General features: G+C 34.2%; 13 protein-coding genes and 2 tRNA genes. 8 read left to right on the top strand and 7 right to left on the bottom strand.

All coding sequences use genetic code 11. The features are described from left to right. Positions 1 to 20 precede the first annotated feature (20 nt). Positions 21 to 656, bottom strand: a complete 636-nt coding sequence (locus ABEG63_RS06240; protein ID WP_346583803.1) for a hypothetical protein — start codon at positions 654 to 656, stop codon at positions 21 to 23. A gap of 183 nt (positions 657 to 839) precedes the next feature. On the opposite strand from ABEG63_RS06240, the gene ABEG63_RS06245 reads away from it, so the two are divergent. Further along, a complete protein-coding gene (locus ABEG63_RS06245; protein ID WP_346583804.1) occupies positions 840 to 1,808 on the top strand; it encodes a YpdA family putative bacillithiol disulfide reductase in 969 nt (322 codons plus the stop codon). Between the two features lie 198 nt (positions 1,809 to 2,006). Further along, positions 2,007 to 3,047 (top strand): hypothetical protein, encoded by a 1,041-nt coding sequence (locus tag ABEG63_RS06250; RefSeq protein WP_346583805.1) that lies wholly within the window; start codon positions 2,007 to 2,009, stop codon positions 3,045 to 3,047. A 56-nt stretch (positions 3,048 to 3,103) separates the two neighbouring features. Here the strand turns inward: ABEG63_RS06250 and ABEG63_RS06255 are convergent, their stop codons facing one another. The 3 genes from ABEG63_RS06255 to ABEG63_RS06265 all read right to left on the bottom strand — a co-directional run bounded on the left by ABEG63_RS06255 (position 3,104) and on the right by ABEG63_RS06265 (position 8,803). Beyond that, positions 3,104 to 5,134, bottom strand: a complete 2,031-nt coding sequence (locus ABEG63_RS06255; protein ID WP_346583806.1) for a TonB-dependent receptor — start codon at positions 5,132 to 5,134, stop codon at positions 3,104 to 3,106. A gap of 477 nt (positions 5,135 to 5,611) precedes the next feature. Beyond that, positions 5,612 to 6,838 (bottom strand): MFS transporter, encoded by a 1,227-nt coding sequence (locus tag ABEG63_RS06260; RefSeq protein WP_346583807.1) that lies wholly within the window; start codon positions 6,836 to 6,838, stop codon positions 5,612 to 5,614. Between the two features lie 291 nt (positions 6,839 to 7,129). Further along, positions 7,130 to 8,803 carry a glutamine--tRNA ligase/YqeY domain fusion protein gene (locus tag ABEG63_RS06265; protein WP_346583808.1) on the bottom strand — a complete coding sequence of 558 codons (1,674 nt, stop codon included), beginning with the start codon at positions 8,801 to 8,803 and terminating at the stop codon, positions 7,130 to 7,132. 159 nt (positions 8,804 to 8,962) lie between these two features. Between ABEG63_RS06265 and ABEG63_RS06270 the strand changes: the two genes are divergently transcribed. Continuing rightward, positions 8,963 to 10,093 carry an alpha/beta hydrolase gene (locus ABEG63_RS06270; protein ID WP_346583809.1) on the top strand — a complete coding sequence of 377 codons (1,131 nt, stop codon included), beginning with the start codon at positions 8,963 to 8,965 and terminating at the stop codon, positions 10,091 to 10,093. Positions 10,094 to 10,334: 241 nt separating this feature from the next. On the opposite strand, the gene ABEG63_RS06275 is transcribed toward ABEG63_RS06270, so the two are convergent. Together ABEG63_RS06275 and fbp are read right to left on the bottom strand one after the other, a co-directional pair. Next, a complete protein-coding gene (locus tag ABEG63_RS06275; RefSeq protein ID WP_346583810.1) occupies positions 10,335 to 11,345 on the bottom strand; it encodes an o-succinylbenzoate synthase in 1,011 nt (336 codons plus the stop codon). After that, positions 11,346 to 12,362 (bottom strand): class 1 fructose-bisphosphatase, encoded by a 1,017-nt coding sequence (fbp, locus tag ABEG63_RS06280; RefSeq protein ID WP_267406472.1) that lies wholly within the window; start codon positions 12,360 to 12,362, stop codon positions 11,346 to 11,348. Between the two features lie 314 nt (positions 12,363 to 12,676). Here fbp and ABEG63_RS06285 point away from each other — a divergent pair, with 314 nt between their 5' ends. The 4 genes from ABEG63_RS06285 (at position 12,677) to ABEG63_RS06300 (ending at position 16,140) form a co-directional block, all read left to right on the top strand. Further along, positions 12,677 to 13,915, top strand: a complete 1,239-nt coding sequence (locus ABEG63_RS06285; RefSeq protein WP_346583811.1) for an aspartate kinase — start codon at positions 12,677 to 12,679, stop codon at positions 13,913 to 13,915. 22 nt (positions 13,916 to 13,937) lie between these two features. Further along, a complete protein-coding gene (locus tag ABEG63_RS06290) occupies positions 13,938 to 15,779 on the top strand; it encodes a lysophospholipid acyltransferase family protein (RefSeq protein WP_267406474.1) in 1,842 nt (613 codons plus the stop codon). Between the two features lie 96 nt (positions 15,780 to 15,875). Continuing rightward, a tRNA-Phe gene (locus tag ABEG63_RS06295) sits at positions 15,876 to 15,948 on the top strand. Between the two features lie 119 nt (positions 15,949 to 16,067). Continuing rightward, positions 16,068 to 16,140, top strand: a tRNA-Phe gene (locus tag ABEG63_RS06300). Between the two features lie 66 nt (positions 16,141 to 16,206). Here the strand turns inward: ABEG63_RS06300 and ABEG63_RS06305 are convergent. Continuing rightward, on the bottom strand, positions 16,207 to 16,680 hold the full coding sequence (locus ABEG63_RS06305) for an Lrp/AsnC family transcriptional regulator (protein WP_267406475.1): 474 nt from the start codon (positions 16,678 to 16,680) through the stop codon (positions 16,207 to 16,209). A 112-nt stretch (positions 16,681 to 16,792) separates the two neighbouring features. Between ABEG63_RS06305 and ABEG63_RS06310 the strand changes: the two genes are divergently transcribed. Next, the gene (locus tag ABEG63_RS06310; protein WP_346583812.1) at positions 16,793 to 17,242 is read left to right on the top strand and encodes a carboxymuconolactone decarboxylase family protein; all 450 of its coding nucleotides are present in this window, start codon (positions 16,793 to 16,795) and stop codon (positions 17,240 to 17,242) included. Positions 17,243 to 17,399: the final 157 nt, after the last annotated feature.

The following is a 17,399-nucleotide window of genomic DNA, read 5'->3' on the forward strand; positions in this document are numbered from 1 at the left end:
AATATCAGAAAAAATTATCATTAAATCGTCCACTGATCATTGATCACCGCAACCAGATAATATTTCCCTTCGAATTCCTCAAAGACAAAACGAAGACATTTCCAGTCCATTTCCGAATTGGCCTCAAAACCTTTGATGAAGTTTTCTGTAAAATCAGCTTTTGGATATATTTGCTTTAAATTATTCAGAGAATTTCCTTTTCCCTGAAATTCATTAAACGAAACCTGCCCTGTCACAAAATCTTTTGAATAAACCCACTTGGTAAGATAATCGTTGATTGTCGCTTTATAAGGATCTCCAGAACCATCCATCGCACCCCATGTGAAAAGCATTTTTGTCGGTTGATATTTTATAAAATCGGCTTTTGAAAGTTGTTTATCTTCTTTTGGATCTACAAACGCATACATCGAAAACCGAACACCTTTTTCCGGATGAATAAAATCGGCAAATCTTTTATAATCTTTGTCTTTCAAACTTTGTACAACATCACTATTGATCTGTTTTAGCGCCGCTTCTTTATTGGCAATTGTTGAATTGGCAGCTGCACTATCTGTTTTTATTGCAGTAGAATCTGTTTTATCATCAACGAATTTATCAGGATTCTTTTTACAGGCTACAACACTAAGGATCAACAGAGATACAATTATTTTTTTCATATTTATTTACTGTTTGTCGGATATATTTCACCAAATCCGATGCCACATTTTGAGTTGGAGAGTTTCGAGGGGTCGAAGTGTTTGAGAGTTTTAGCTTAATAGATAGAGTTTGATTATTGATAAGATAGTTTTTTACAGTGAGTGAAAACTCCTTTGCTTACTGGTTTTTTGTAATTTTGCCACATGGAAATTCTGGATATTCTTATTGTCGGAGGCGGGCCAATTGGTTTGAATTGCGCATTGGAAGCAAAAAAAAATAATCTTAGCTATTTAATTATTGAAAAAGGAACGATTGTTAATTCATTATACAATTATCCTTTGTACATGAGATTTTTCTCCACTGCTGAGAAGCTTGAAATTGATGAAATTCCGTTTATCTCCACTGCGCCAAAACCCGGAAGACAGGAAGCTTTAGAATATTATCAGGGAATTGCAAGACAACGAAATATTAACATCAATCTTTACGAAAAGGTTGAAAAAGTTTTGAAGGAAAATGACATTTTTGAGATAACAACTTCAAAAGGAAAATATTACGCTAAAAATGTGATTATCTCAACAGGATTTTATGACATTCCGAATTTAATGAATATTCCTGGCGAAAATTTACCAAAAGTAAAACATTATTATACCGAACCTTATCCTTATGCTCAACAGAAAATTGTAGTGATCGGATCAAGCAATTCTTCGGTAGATGCGGCATTGGAAACGTATAGAAAAGGTGCTGATGTTACAATGATCGTTCGCCATTCGGAAATTTCCGGCAATGTAAAATATTGGGTAAAACCGGATATTGAAAACAGAATTTCGGAAGGAAGTATCAAGGCTCATTTTAATGCTGAATTAATTGAGATTAAAGAAGATTCTGTCATTTTTAAAGATAAAAACGGAGAAATTCATGAGATTGAAAATGATTTTGTTTTGGCGATGACAGGCTATCTTCCCGATTTTGATTTTCTTACAAAATCCGGAATTGATTTACAGGAAGATTGCTTAAATCCGGTTTACAATACAGAAACCATGGAAACTAATGTTCAGAATTTATACTTGGCAGGCGTTGTCTGTGGAGGAAAAGATACCCATCTGTGGTTTATTGAGAATTCTAGAATTCATGCAAAACTTATTATTAATAATATTATAAATCATTTAAATTAGTATTAATTCTGCATTTCAAATAGTTACCAAAGCAAACTTATTTATAATAAACTTAAATATCTTAAAAATCATTAAATATATTCTTTATTTTAATAATTTTTAAAGAATAAACAATGGGAAATAAAAATAATTAAATTATTATTAGTAAATAAATATATATACATATAATTTTACCAAACATTGATAAAATAAAATTATATGAAAAATTTAAAACAACCTCTCTACGCTATTTTAGCAGTTGGTCTTTTAACTTCTTGTGCTCAGGATGAGATAGAGACTGCAGCAGAAACCCCTACTTCCACCGAAAGTTCGGTAACATCTGGGAAAACGATAAGTGAAGAAGCACAAAAGAAATTTATTGCCGACAACGGATTAAAACTTATTGCCACAATAAAACCAGTAAACGTTGCCAGCAAAGCTACTACCACAGGGTCTACAACTATTCAGGAAGAAATCACTCCCCTTAATCTACAACAGTTGGGTTTAACCGCACCAAAAATTGTCAATATTTACAAAGGACAGTTTGGGAATGGAATAAACGGAGTTATTGTCAACAATTATAAGACAAATAATACTTTAGTACGCCCTGCCAATAACAATGCAAAAGCATATGTTAAAACTGCTCTTCCTGTGATTGAAAGTTTCTTACCCGAACTGGATGAGACACAAATGTTATTTAGTGGTACTACTATTTACAATTCAAGCTCTTCACCAATAACTTACAGTAAGCAAGTAAGTTATAATAATCAAATGACACTTGCTAATGCTATTACTTTGAATGCATCACTTAATGTTGGCGGAAAAGTGACAGTTACCATAACCTCTCCGAGTAACATTACCCTTCCCGGAGGTACTTCGATTCCGCTTCCCGTTGTACAAGGTTCGGTAGAAGCTTCCTTCGAAACGACTTTAAGTGCTACAAATGCTACAACAATTACCAAAAATAAATCAACCACTCTAACAGAAACAGTAAACACAACAATACCATCAAATAAAAAACTCTTTGTGTATGTAGCACAAAAAGTTCAAAAGGGAACAGTTACGTACAGAATTCCCATATCATATCCGGGAAATGTAATTACTAAAAATGCGAATGCGTATGTGAATCGCCCAGCCTCTTTTCTTCAGCAAAATAAAACAATACAACGAGCTACAGTTAAGTATGGCTATAATGCAGAAACTCAGATTTATATAAAAGAATTAGGCTTAAATGAAACTGCTCCTACTGTTCCAAACTAAGAAAATATCAATTACAAACCTTAAGAGAGTTATACAATGTATAGCTCTTTTGTTTTTTAAAGGATAACATTTACTCCAAAAATAAAATTTCTTTTTGCTGCAGGATTGTAAAAACGATTTCCAAAAGCATTAATATCAAACCCTAAAACATAATCGGTATTATATAAATTTTGAATCTGTAAAGATAAATTCAGTCTTATATTGTCTAAATCGAAAGGATATCTAAACTGAATATTGCCAACCAAACTAGAATCTGACCATACAGAATTGGCATCATTTAAAGGTACTTTTGAAGTGTAAAAATGTGAATAATCAACCGACAATTTATTGAAAAAAGTAAAATTCAGTAAACTATTAATTGTCGTTTTTGGAACTCCTGTTACCTCATTTCCGGAAAAATCATTTCCATTTTGTTGATAATTTTTAAATTTAAAATCATAAAAACTTCCTGAAAATCTAAATTTAAAATTGCTGAAAATTTCATTTTTAAGATTAAAATTTTTAGATTCCAATAATATTTCAAAACCTTTTTGAACAGTCTCTCCGGAATTGATAAAGTATTCTTGTCCTGCTTCATTTTGCCTTCTTACAATGGCATCCTTCATTCGAAAATCAAAATAACTACCTTCCACAAAAATAGAATTTCCAAATTGCTTACGAATTCCTATTTCTTTATTCCAGCCATATTCGGGGCGCAGATTTGCATTAAATTCCTGATTAGAAGAACGGATTTCTTCATTCGTCGGTGCAGAATTTCCTTTTCCGATCTTTCCTCGAATTGAAAAACCTTTTTCAAAAAGGTATGTCACGCCAAAATTCGGAAGCCATTGATTTTTAAAATGAACATTGCCGTTTTCTGTTCGCGGATAGGTTCTTTCCCAATCAAAAGAATTGAAATTTAAACTAATGGAAATATCTGTGAAAAAATTTTCAGCAATATTTAATTTTTGTGAAAGAAAATAAAATCCTGAAGTATTCTTAACCCGATCGAAGTTCTGAGGATTTCCTTCTATTCCTTTATTATTATCAAAATTTTTGACTAGAATATCATTAATTCCACCTTCAAAACCTAATCTGTAAGCCAAGGAAATATTGTTAAAATTTTTCTGATAATTGAAATGAGTTCTCAAAGCAAAATTACTCTCAAAACGATTTTCAAAATTGGTGATAAACGGATTTTCAAAATCAACGTATGAACCTTGAACTAAAATAAAATGAGAAAAATTGGGATTAAAATTATACTCATGCGAAAGTCCGGCTATTATCATTTTATTGCGAATACCAGCATTTTGTTCTTTTGCGCTTGGAAGTGCTGCCGTCGCTGGTCTTGCCTGTTTTCTATCAATTTGCATTTGTTCTAATGTCAATCCTCCCGGAGTTTGATAATCCAAATCGGAGTACAGCATCATGGCTCTCAGTAAACCTTTTGGAGAATATTGAAAATTATCTTTCAGAAAAATCTGCTTTCGATTCACTTTCGATTGTTCACGATAAGAGTCTGTCTGATAATAATTTTGAAAAAACTCAACAAAGTGTTTTCCTATTTGTTTTGAAAAATTAAAACTTTGATTGAATATTCCGTAGCTTCCTGTGGAAAGATTTGCTGAAATTTGATCGGAATTTCGGGTCTGAAGCAAAACAGTTCCTCCTGTTACCGCTCCATAATCACCACTTTCAGGACCTTTATAAACTTCCATTCTATTGATTAATTCAGGAGAAATAACGTTGAAATAAGTATTTCCAGAAGCATCTGATAAAATAAAATCATCGAGATAGACTTTCACATTTCGGACTCCAAAAGGGGATCTCAGCGTGCTTCCGCGAAGGGAAATCCTATAACTTCCCGGTGAACGCTCTTCCATTCTCGCGCCAGCAATTTGGTTGAATGATTCCAATAATCTTTCAGGCGTATTTTGATTCAGCAAGTTTTCTGAAACTACGGAAACGGATTTTGTGGATGCAATAAAGGTCGTTGGTTTTTTATAGGCATCAATTTTCACTTCGGAGATCAGCGTTGCAGAATCTCTTTCCTGAGAAAATATGAATGATGCGGAAAATAAAGAAAATAGAAAATATAGTTTTGCCATTGAATAAGCTACAGCAAAAATTATTCTCTTTTTATTTCTTGAATTAAAATTTTTATGACTTTGTTATTTTTAAACGCAAAATAATAATTCTACTTTATGCATTATTTTTAAAGGGCAAAGGGAAGTAAAATTTGCTTCGCGAAGCTTGAAAATATAACTTCGTAAAATCAATTTGTTGATTTCTTCTTTGCTCACTCAAACAATTATGTCTTTAAACAAAATATTTAAGTCAAAAAATAAAGACTTGATTGAAATGTAAAGAAACTTTAAATATTCTGGAATTTTAACAGGCTGTTCTTTCGCGTGAGGGATGCGGCGGGCGGCGACGAAGGAGCCGGTGCGAGTGAGGAACGAACGAGTACGGAAGCGAAGCGCACCCCAAAGCAGCCCGACCCGAGTTTTGTAGAGGGAAACCTCATAGGTTTTTAAAAACCTATGAGGTTTAGCTTGGGCAAACGAGGGACACGCCCTAAAAAATTACTCTCCTTTTTTCTTGTCACCAATCAGCCACGGAACGATGAAATAAAATGCAATCGCGATTAGGGTCGCTAACACTCCGGTTCCTATCCATAAGGCATTAAAACCAAATTTTTCGGCTAAAAGCGTTCCGATATAAGGGGTCACAATAAATGCGATGGAAAATGAAATTCCGTTCAGCCCCATGTAGGCTCCTTTATTGTTGGCACCTGAGCGCAAAGCTGTGATGGTTGACATGAAGGGTAGTGTCCAGATTTCCCCGATACATAATAATGTCATTGATACCACAAGTGTTATCATGCTATGATCAAACGCCATCATGGCATAAGAAAATCCGCAAATAAATGTTCCTAAAAGCATGGTAACTGCCAAACTGAAATATTTTTCTGCAATTTGTACGAATCCCATTTCGAGCAGTACAATGAGAAAACCACTGTATCCTAAAATGTATCCTATGTTTTGTTGACTTAATTTAGCCGTGTCTTTATAAAAGATCGTTAACGTACTGAATAACTGGAAAAAGCAGATAGAAAACAGCATACAAAACGCACAATACACTAAAAATTTAGTATCGCGATAAGGCGAATTTTCTTTTTTAATTTCAATGGCTTCTTTTACTTTTTTCGCTTTAGCTTTGGCTAATTTGTTTCTTTTCGCAAAGAACCAAATATACATTAATCCCGCCAACAGCGCCGCCAGAGCATTACTGAAGAATAAAAACTCGTAGGAAATAGCCGATAAAATTCCGCCCAAAGCCGGACCGATAGAAAATCCTAAATTCACAGCCATACGGTTTAATGAGAAAGCTCTGGTGATATTTTCAGGTTTTGCATATTTAGTGATCGCCACGGAATTCGCCGGACGAAAAGTCTCACTTACAATACTTTGAATCAGAATAATACTTGCCACCCCAACCTCAGTTTTGAAAATAGGAATTAAACAGAATAAAGGCACACTCAGCAATAAACTGAGGAACTGCACTTTATATTCACCTATTTTATCGGTAATCATTCCGCCGAGCCATGAACCTAAAACCGAACCAATTCCGAAAAAGCTCAGCACAATCCCTGTATTTTCTATGCTGAAATGCAGATGATCTGTCATATAAACTCCCAAAAACGGAAGTACCATCGAACCCGCACGGTTGATGAGCATTACCAACGCCAACATCCAACTCTCTTGCGAAAGACCTTTGAATGAGTTGGTATATATATTTATTAATTTCATTTTTTATTTTTTTTGATAGGATTTCCATCCTATCCTATTTTAAATCGTCCCTTCGGGACTCTTTTTGATTTGATAATTACTGGAATTCTCAATATTTGTCATTCCATAGAAATCCAAGCAAATATTTTAAAAATTATCTCTACAAAATAAGTTTAGATTCCTACGGAATGACAAACTTCATGGTTAACAGATATTGATTTGAGATTGCCTCGCCACTTTGTTCCTAGCAAGGCAAAAAAAACAGGACTTAAAAAATTAAGCCCTGTTTCATTTATTTTATATAAATAATTTTTACTCCGGCTTATAAGAGTCTTTTAACGTCACAGTTCTGTTGAACACGAAATTTGTATCCGTAGAATCCTGATCCTTCGTGAAATAGCCAATTCTCTGGAATTGAAGAGGTTCTCCAACAGCCACATCTTTTAGGCTAGGTTCAGCAAATCCCTGAATTGTCGTCACAGATTCTGGATTGATAAAGTTTAAGAAATCTACATCTTTCTCAGCATCAGGCTGTTCTACAGTGAATAATTTATCGTAATTTCTTACTTCCACAGGAATTGCATGCTTCGCAGACACCCAGTGAATGGTACCTTTTACTTTTCTTAAACTTTCTTCAGTTCCACTTCCTGACTTAGATTTTTCATCATAAGTCGCATAAATTGTCGTGATTTCTCCGTTTTCGTCCTTCTCTACTCTTTCACCTTTAATGATATAAGCAGATTTTAAACGAACTTCGCCACCCAATTTTAGTCTAAAGAACTTATTATTAGCTTCTTCCTTAAAGTCTTCACGCTCAATATATAATTCTCTTGAGAATGGAATTTCTCTGGTTCCTGCATTTTCCTGTTCAGGATTATTTTCAGTTTCCAGCCATTCCTCTTGTCCTTCAGGATAGTTTTCAATGACTAATTTAATAGGATCAACAACTGTCATGACACGTTTTGCCACTTTATTCAGGTCTTCACGAACGCAGAATTCCAACAATTGAATTTCAATTAAGTTTTCTCTTTTCGCAACTCCTACTTTCTCAATAAAATTCCTGATAGAAGTCGGGGTAAAACCTTTTCTCCTCATTCCAGAAATCGTAGGCATTCTCGGATCATCCCAACCATCCACTACATTTTCAGCAATTAGCCTTTGTAGTTTTCTTTTGGAAGTAATCATATAAGAAACATTCATTCTTGCAAATTCTCTTTGCTTGTTTCTTACTTTAGTTTCATCATAAACCTGATCCAAATACCAATCATAAAGCGGTCTGTGGTTTTCAAATTCCAAAGAACATAAAGAATGCGAAACCTGCTCAATATAATCAGACTCCCCATGCGCCCAGTCGTACATCGGATAAATTTTCCACGCAGTACCTGTTCTGTGGTGAGGTTTATTTAAAATTCTGTACATAACAGGGTCACGCATATTCATATTTGGCGAAACCATGTCGATTTTTGCACGAAGAGACATTGTACCACTTTCAAACTCACCGTTTTTCATCCTTTCAAATAAATCTAAAGATTCTTCAACAGGACGGTTTCTGTATGGCGATTCAATTCCCGGTTCTGCAGGATTTTTTCTTTGCTCAGTCACCACTTCAGACGGCTGCTCATCTACATAAGCTTTTCCATCTTTAATTAACTGAACTGCCCAATCGTAAAGCTGCTGGAAGTAATCGGAGGCGTACAAAACTTTATCCCATTTGAAACCTAACCATTCAACGTCTTTCATGATAGAATCTACGAATTCCTGCTCTTCTTTTTCAGGATTCGTATCGTCGAAACGAAGGTTTACGGGAGCATTGTATTTTTCACCCAAACCGAAGTTGATGCAGATCGCTTTTGTGTGACCTACATGCAGATAACCATTTGGTTCAGGCGGAAAACGGAAACGGATCTGATCTTTTTTCAGGCCGTTTGCCAAATCATCTTCGATAATTTGCTCAATAAAATTGAGTGATTTTTTTTCTTCTTCCATTAAATTTCGCTTTAAAATGCCGTGTACTACGACAATTTGCAAATTTAAGAAATTTTAAGGGTTTACGAAAGTGATAATTTAGGTCGATAAATGATATTCGTTCAATATTTTTATTTAAATTAGTAAGGCTAAAAACCGTTACTCAAATTAAAACTAATAATGGCTGTTTATATTTTAAGCAATCGAAAAATCATCCGTCACAAAGGAGAAAAAACAGATTCTTTTTCCAATGACGAATATTCTATTCCTAATTTCAGAATAGCAAAATGTGATTTTGAAAACTATAAAGAGCCCACTGCCTCAGCCATAAAAAAGAAAGATTATACCAATCGAAATATTTTAGATTACCAACTTTTTTCCGAACCTGAAAAACAAGGTTATGAAGAAGTGTTGGATGTTTTATTAAACGAAAAAGGTATTAGAAAGTCTAAACTGACGGCAGATAATCTCGGAGGAAGCCAGAGAATGTTCTATGAATTATACAAAAATATGTCTTCTACCAAAGACAGAAGCGATGTTTTGATATTTATTCATGGATACGCATATGATTTTGATGATGAATTAAAAGCTATTCTCGATCTAAAGAAAATTTTTATTGATAATCCTGAATCGCCTATTGAACATATTTTATTTGTAAGCTGGCCGGCTTCAAGCAGCATCGTTCCCATGACGTATTTTGATGATAAAGCATCGAGTATCAATTCCGGAACATCGCTGATGAGATTATTTTACTTCTATACTCAGTTTTTAAAGGATATTTTTTCGAATCGTGATTTAATGCCTTGTAACCAGAGAATTCACATTATGGCGCATTCGATGGGAAATCGGGTGCTTCAAAGTATGCTGTATAGCTTGAAAAAGGAAAATATCTTGAGAGTAATTGATCAGGTTTTGTTATTGAATGCTGATGTTACTTATAAAGTTTTTGAAGACTCTGAAGATTCATTCAATAAGCTTCCTCTGCTGGCCAACAGGATTTCAATTTATTTAAACAGAAAAGATGCAATTCTCGGAATTTCACAGTTTACAAAGAATATTCTCACACCAAGATTAGGTAAAAACGGCCCAAGTAATATTGAACCGTTTAAAGATATTGTTTCGATTATCGATTGTACTTTTATTGAAAATGATATTCTCGACTCTTTTAAATTCGAGATTGGAAATCATTGGGGATACCTCTCCAGCTCGCAGGTTCAGAATGATATTTTTCAGAATTTATATGGTGTGGATAGGAATCTTATTACGAATAGAATCGTTAATAACGAAAATATTTTCACAATTATTTCTTAAGGCTATTTTAATTTAAACCTTAAGAAATGAATGGTATGTTAAAGTTAAAAATTCACTAAACAATGGCATAATGATTGCCAATTTTCACTCGACTGACAAAATGCTAAAAATTTTATTATGAAGAAGATTAAAAAAAAGGTTTCTTATATTTTAGAATATATAAAGAAAGCCATTTTCATTAAAGATGTGATTTAAACTGAATTTAAAATCAAAAACACACAAAAATTATTCGATCCTAAAACTACATTGAACCTTTAAAAAACAAATTTTCTCCTTTCAAATCCAGATAACTTTCAAAGTTGTTCGTAAATAAACCTCCTGTTCCAAGACCTTGAGGCATTTTACTATGCTTAGTAAAAGTGTACTGAGCGATAGCATTCAAGCCAATATTGCTTTCTAGCGCAGAAGTAATCCACCAACCTATATTTTGTTCTTCACCAAGAGAAATCCATTCATCCGAACCTAAAAAACCTCCTACTAAAGATGGTTTTAAAATAATATATTGAGGTTTTATTGCTTCCAACAATTTTTTCTTTTCATTGAAATCTGTAATTCCTATTAATTCTTCATCCAAAGCAATCGGAGTTGGAGTTGCGGCACATAATTCTGCCATATCATTCCAGTTTCCGGCTTTTATCGGCTGCTCGATAGAGTGAATATCTAAATCTGCCAATTGCTGTAAAACAACTTTCGCTTCTTCTTTTGTAAAACCTCCGTTTGCATCAACTCGAAGTTCCAACAATTCTTTCGAAAACTTTTGTCTTAATTTTTGAAGCACTTGATGCTCAGATTTCCAGTCGACACCAATTTTTAATTTAATACAATGAAAACCATCTTTCAGTTTATCCTGAATCTGTTCTTCCATATAATGAACATCGCCCATCCAGATCAAACCGTTGATCACAATCGGAGTATTTCCTTCAGTAAATTCGCTTGGGAAATAAAGATGTTTACCATACTTTAAATTCAAAAAAGCTTGTTCATATCCAAACCAGATAGATGGAAAATTCTTTAATTCTTCCTTTAAGAATTCAGCATCTTGTTGAATATTTTCACAAAGCCATTGTAGCTTTTCTTCATAATCCGGTCGATCATCAAAGCTTAATCCTCTGAAAAGCGCGCACTCTCCTACTCCTTTTTTTCCATCTTTCGAAATTTCAAGAATAAAGGTTTCTTTTTCATGCAAAACGCCGCGAGATGTTCCACTCGGGCGTTTAAATTGTAATAAATATCTAAAATATTCCGCTTTCATTTATTTTACACTATCAATTCGCATAAATTCCTCTGCCTTTTCAACCATATTGATGCTTCCACAGAAAAACGGTATTCTTTGATGAAGCTCTGTCGGTTCAATCTCCAAAATTCTTCTGAAACCGTCTGTTGCTTTTCCACCCGCCTGTTCAGCTAAGAAAGCCATTGGATTACATTCATATAATAATCTCAACTTTCCGTTTGGAGCTTGTGAATAAGATGGATAAATATAAATTCCGCCTTTCAGCATATTTCTATGAAAATCAGCCACTAACGAACCAATATATCTTGAAGTATAAGGTCTGTCGCCTTCCTCCATCTGGCAATATTTAAGGTAATTTTTAACGCCCTGAGGGAATTTAATATAATTTCCTTCGTTAATAGAGTAAATTTTACCCGTTTTCGGAAACTGCATATTCGGGTGAGAAAGATAATACGTTCCCAAAGACGGATCAAGCGTAAACCCGTTCACGCCATTTCCTGTGGTATAAACGATCATCGTTGATGAACCGTAAACCACATATCCCGCTGCAATCTGATTAATTCCTTTTTGTAAGAAATCTTCCAGCTGAACCGGAGTTCCGGGCTCGGTCACTCTTCTGTAAATCGAGAAAATAGTTCCTACTGAAACATTCACATCAATATTCGAAGAACCGTCAAGCGGATCAATAAGTACAACATATTTACTTAAATGACCGTTTTCACCGCATTTTATGTCAATAAAATCATCATTTTCCTCAGAAGCAATTCCGCATACCACTTCTCTTTGAGAAAGCGCCGTGATAAAAATTTCGTTAGCAATTACATCTAATTTTTGCTGCTCTTCACCCTGAATATTCTGATTTCCTGCAGCACCAGAAATATCTACAATTCCGGCTTTGTTTACTTCCCTGTTTACTACTTTTGAAGCTAATCTTATTGCACTTAGAAGACGGGAAAATTCACCTGTGGAATACTGAAAATCTTCCTGTTTTTCGATGAGAAATTCTCCTAACGTTTGCAATGGCTGATCTGACATATTTTTCTTTTTACGATTTCTCCAAATTTCGTAAAATTATTCACATTTAGAAAAAATTATTCACAAAAGACTTTACTTCCTGTTTATCAACATAATACAAGCACAAAATCATCATTCAATTAAAATATTAACTCCAAATAAACTCCCAATACTTTGAATCAATCCCCATAAAATGGAGGTAAACATTGATTTTAATAAAATCTTAAGCCTATCGCGATACTAGGCTATTTCATATCTCGATGTAAATTTATAATTTTGATGCCCGTAAAAAACTCATGTAAATTTTATCTAACAATTTTATTATTAACAATTTAATGAAAATTTTCAAGTTTGGTGGAGCATCGGTAAAAGATGCCGATAGTGTAAAAAATGTATCCATGGTTTTGAAAAGCCAGGGGTTTGCTAAATGTTTGCTTGTAATTTCAGCAATGGGCAAAACGACTAATGAATTGGAAAAAGTGGTTGAACTTTATTTCAAGAAAGATAACTACCAAACTGAAATTGAAAAGATAAAACAAAAACATATTGAGATTGCGGAAGGTTTATTTCCTGAAAATCATGCCGTTTTTGCAGAAATCAATCTGTTTTTTGATGATATTGATTCTTTTTTAAGAAGAAATAAATCTCCAAATTACAGTTTTGTATACGACCAGGTGGTAAGTTGCGGAGAAATGATTTCTACAAAAATTGTAAGCGAATATCTGAATGAAATTCAGTTTACCAACCAATGGCTGGATGCGAGAGATTACGTAAAAACAGACAATTCTTACAGAGAAGGAACTGTAAACTGGGCAAAAACAGAAGAATTTATTTCTACTTTAAATTCAGAAATCTGCTATGTTACTCAGGGTTTCATTGGTTCTGATGATAACAATTTCACAGTAACTTTAGGAAGAGAAGGTTCGGATTATTCTGCGGCAATTTTTGCGTATTGCTTAAACGCAGAAGCTATGACAATCTGGAAAGACGTTCCGGGAGTGATGACAGGTGACCCAAGAAAATTCAAAGATGTAACGCTTCTTTCGAATATTTCTTATGAAGAAGCTATTGAGATGGCGTATTACGGAGCAAGTGTCATTCACCCGAAAACCTTGCAGCCGCTTCAGCAAAAAAATATTCCTTTTTATGTAAAATCTTTCGTAGAACCTACCAAAGAAGGAACAAAAGTGGGTGCTTCTGACCACAATCAAAACGAAGAATCTTATATTTTAAAAGAAAATCAAACCTTATTAAAAATCTCTACGAGAGACTTTTCTTTCATCGCGGAAGATCATATGAGTTTAATTTTTGGATATTTATCTAAATATAAAATTAAAGTTTCTTTGATGCAGAATTCAGCAATTTCACTAGCTTTATGTTTGGAAGACAAATATGAAACAGTGGATGAGCTTAATGAAGATTTGCAAAAAGTATTTAAAACAGAAGTTGTAAAAAATGTATCTTTATTTACGGTAAGAAATGCGAAAATGGAGAACATTGACAAATTTTATCAGGAAAAGAACGTATTGTTGGAGCAGATTGCCAAGAATACTCTTCAAATGGTAACACAGTAAAATTAATTGCGACTAAACACATATGAGTTTAATTTCGAAAAATGATCTTATCAAAGCTTCGGGCTTGAATAAAATAGGTTTCCTTAAGAATCCTGTAGCATCTGCTATTATGAGCGTTGCTAAAATAAACGAAGTCAACAAACTATACGACAAACTAAAAGATAAGGAAGGTAAAGACTTTTTCGACTCATTTGTGAGAGAGAGAAACTTAAGCTATATCGCTTTTGAAGAAGATTTGGCAAAAATCCCTAAAACCGGACCGTTTATTCTGGTTTGTAATCATCCTTTGGGTGCTATTGATGGGATTTTGATGTGCAAAGTTCTGTCAGAAGTTCGTCCGGATTTTAAGGTGATGGGTAATTTCCTTTTGGAAAAAATCAAACCGATGGAACCGTACGTAATTTCTGTAAATCCTTTTGAAGGCAGAAAAGAAGCGTACAGCAGCTCTTCCGGAATGCGCGAAACGCTGAAACATCTTCAGAACGGAGGATGCGTAGGTATTTTCCCGGCTGGAGAAGTTTCAAATAAAAATAATCCTTACGGAGAAATTTTAGATAAAGAATGGGAAAAACCGGCCTTAAAGCTTATCAGAATGGCTAAAGTTCCGGTGGTTCCTATGTATTTTCATGCAAAAAACAGTCGACTGTTTTATCAGATCGCTAAACTTCATCCCAATTTACAGACATTGATGCTTCCTGCAGAAATGATGAATAATAGGGAAAAGCCAATTCGTATAAGAATCGGGCGACCTATCACCGTAAAAGCGATGGATGATATGGAAACCGTTGAAGAATTAGGCGAATTTCTGAAACGTAAGGTGTATATGATGAAATCTTACTATGAAAAAAGGAAATCGCTTGCTCAAAGTATCAATCTTCAAAATTTATCGGTAAAATTTCCTTTATTAAAAGAGGAAAATATTGTTCAGAATATTATCGACGAAACTCCGAAAGAAGATATTATTAAAGATATCAATAAACTGAGAGGAACTGATAAGATGTTTTTCAGCAACGGAAATTATGAGGTGTACTTTACAGCTTATGAAGAAATTCCGTCTGTAATGCGGGAAATCGGCCGCCAGAGAGAGTTAACTTTTCGAGCGGTTGGTGAAGGAAGCAATCTTCCATTTGATTTGGATGAATACGATAAACATTACCATCATCTTTTCCTTTGGGATAATGCTGCAGAAAAGCTTGTTGGAGCTTATAGAATGGCGTTAGGTAAAGAAGTCATGAAAAAATTTGGAATTAAAGGCTTCTACACAAGTTCTTTGTTTGAATTTGAACAGGATATCCACCCTTTCTTCAAAAAAGTAATTGAAATGGGGCGCGCCTATATCTGTCAGGAATATCAGCAGAAACCGCTTCCGCTTTTCCTTTTATGGAGAGGAATTGTACATGTTTGCTTAAGAAATCCGGATCATAAATTCTTGATGGGGGGTGTAAGTATCTCCAATAAATTCTCTGAATTTTCAAAGTCTTTGATGATTGAGTTTATGCGTTCGAATTATTATGATTCTGCGGTGGCTCAATACATCACGCCGAGAAATGAATATAAAGTAAAACTTCGTGATAGGGATAAGAATCTTTTCTTTGATGAAATGGAATCTGATTTAAATAAATTAGATAAAATCATTGATGACCTTGAACCGGAGTTGAGATTGCCTGTCTTGATTAAAAAATACATAAAGCAAAATGCGAAAGTAATTGCATTTAATGTAGACCCGAACTTCAATGATGCCATTGATGGGCTGATGTATATTAGAATTAGTGACCTTCCGGAAAGCACGATTAAGCCTGTATTAGAGGAAATGAGCGAGCAGATAAGAAAAGAACAGGAAAATAATTCACCTGAAAACCAATAAGTTTTAAGTTTTGTTAAAAAAAGTACTGCTAATACTTGCTTCATATATCAAAACTTACTACTTTTGCATCACTTTAAAACAACGAAGTAACAGAATGGTTTCTTAGCTCAGTTGGTAGAGCAATGGATTGAAAATCCATGTGTCCCTGGTTCGATTCCTGGAGAAACCACTAAAGAAACCACCCATCAAAAGGTGGTTTCTTCTTCAAAAAAGTTTTAAAATAAAATTTGCGAGAGTCAGTATTTATTATTACTTTTGCACCACTTCAAAACGAAGTACAAACCAAAAGGTTTCTTAGCTCAGTTGGTAGAGCAATGGATTGAAAATCCATGTGTCCCTGGTTCGATTCCTGGAGAAACCACTTAAATCCATCTCAATGAGATGGATTTTTTGTTTTTTAATATATTTAGCGTGACAATTTTTAGGATCAATCCCCAAATAAAGCATTAGATTTTTTAGAATTCTTAAAAAAGTTTCCAGTTTGTATTTCAGAAAGCTGTATCGAAGTGGTGGGAATACCATACTGAATTAAACGATCTATAATATTTTCTAAATGACTGCTATCTTTTAAAATACATTCTGCTGTTAAACAATATTCGCCAGTTATTCTTTTACATCTTATCACTTCCGGAAAAAGCGAAAGATGATCTATAAACTTTCGGAATTCATCATTTTTAAATTTAATATTGATAATCACACACAAATTATATCCTAATTTAGAATAATCAATATCCACAGAAAATTTCCGAATCACTCCAATATCAATAAGGTTTTGCACACGTTCTTTAGTGGCAGACTGTGAAAGGGAAATCATGCGACCAATTTCAGCATAACTAAGCCTGGAATTATCATTTAAAATTTCTAAAATTCGGTAATCAAAAGCATCTAAAACGATTTTCATTGAAAAATATTTAAAATAAGATTAAATCAAGTTTAATAAATCAAATGTAAGACAAAATCCGTTTCTTCAGCATAATAATTAATTCGATTTTTGAAGTATAAAATTAAAAGAAATGACAAGAATTAGCTTATCAAAAAATGGAAATACTCCTTTCGAAAAAATCATCGGTCACAATACTGAAATTCTAACGAAATGGTGTGATCTCGAAGAAACACTTTGGCAAAATTCGTCGCTTAACAAAAATTTACTGGAACAGATCCGTCGTGCTATGGCGTTTGAAGCCGGTTGTGAATATTGCATGGTAAAAAGCGGGCGACCAGATTTTAATGAATCTGAAATTAAAATATCTGTCGCTATAAGTTTCGCAGAACTCTTCTGTAAAGATCATCACTCTATTTTAGACGGTCATTTTAGCCTTTTGAAAGAATATTTTTCCGAAAAAGAGATTCTGGAACTATGTACATTCATCAGTTTTGTCAATGCGTCACAAAAGCTTGGAAAAGTTTTTCATCTGACGGAAGATTTTCAGAAAAATGCTGTGGTAAAATTAAAGGATCTCTAAAAAATTTCAACTAATTAAAAAATTGAAATAATATTTTTTTGAAGCTTTTTCTCGCTTTCCGCACTCGCTATTTTTGATTAGGGGTTTGGGGGGGGGGGGGGGGGGGGGGGGGGGGGGGGGGGGGGGGGGGGGGGGGGGGGGGGGGGGGGGGGGGGGG

Origin of the sequence: Chryseobacterium sp. C39-AII1, from assembly GCF_039672645.1 — a bacterium.
In the GTDB taxonomy this organism is placed as follows: domain Bacteria; phylum Bacteroidota; class Bacteroidia; order Flavobacteriales; family Weeksellaceae; genus Chryseobacterium.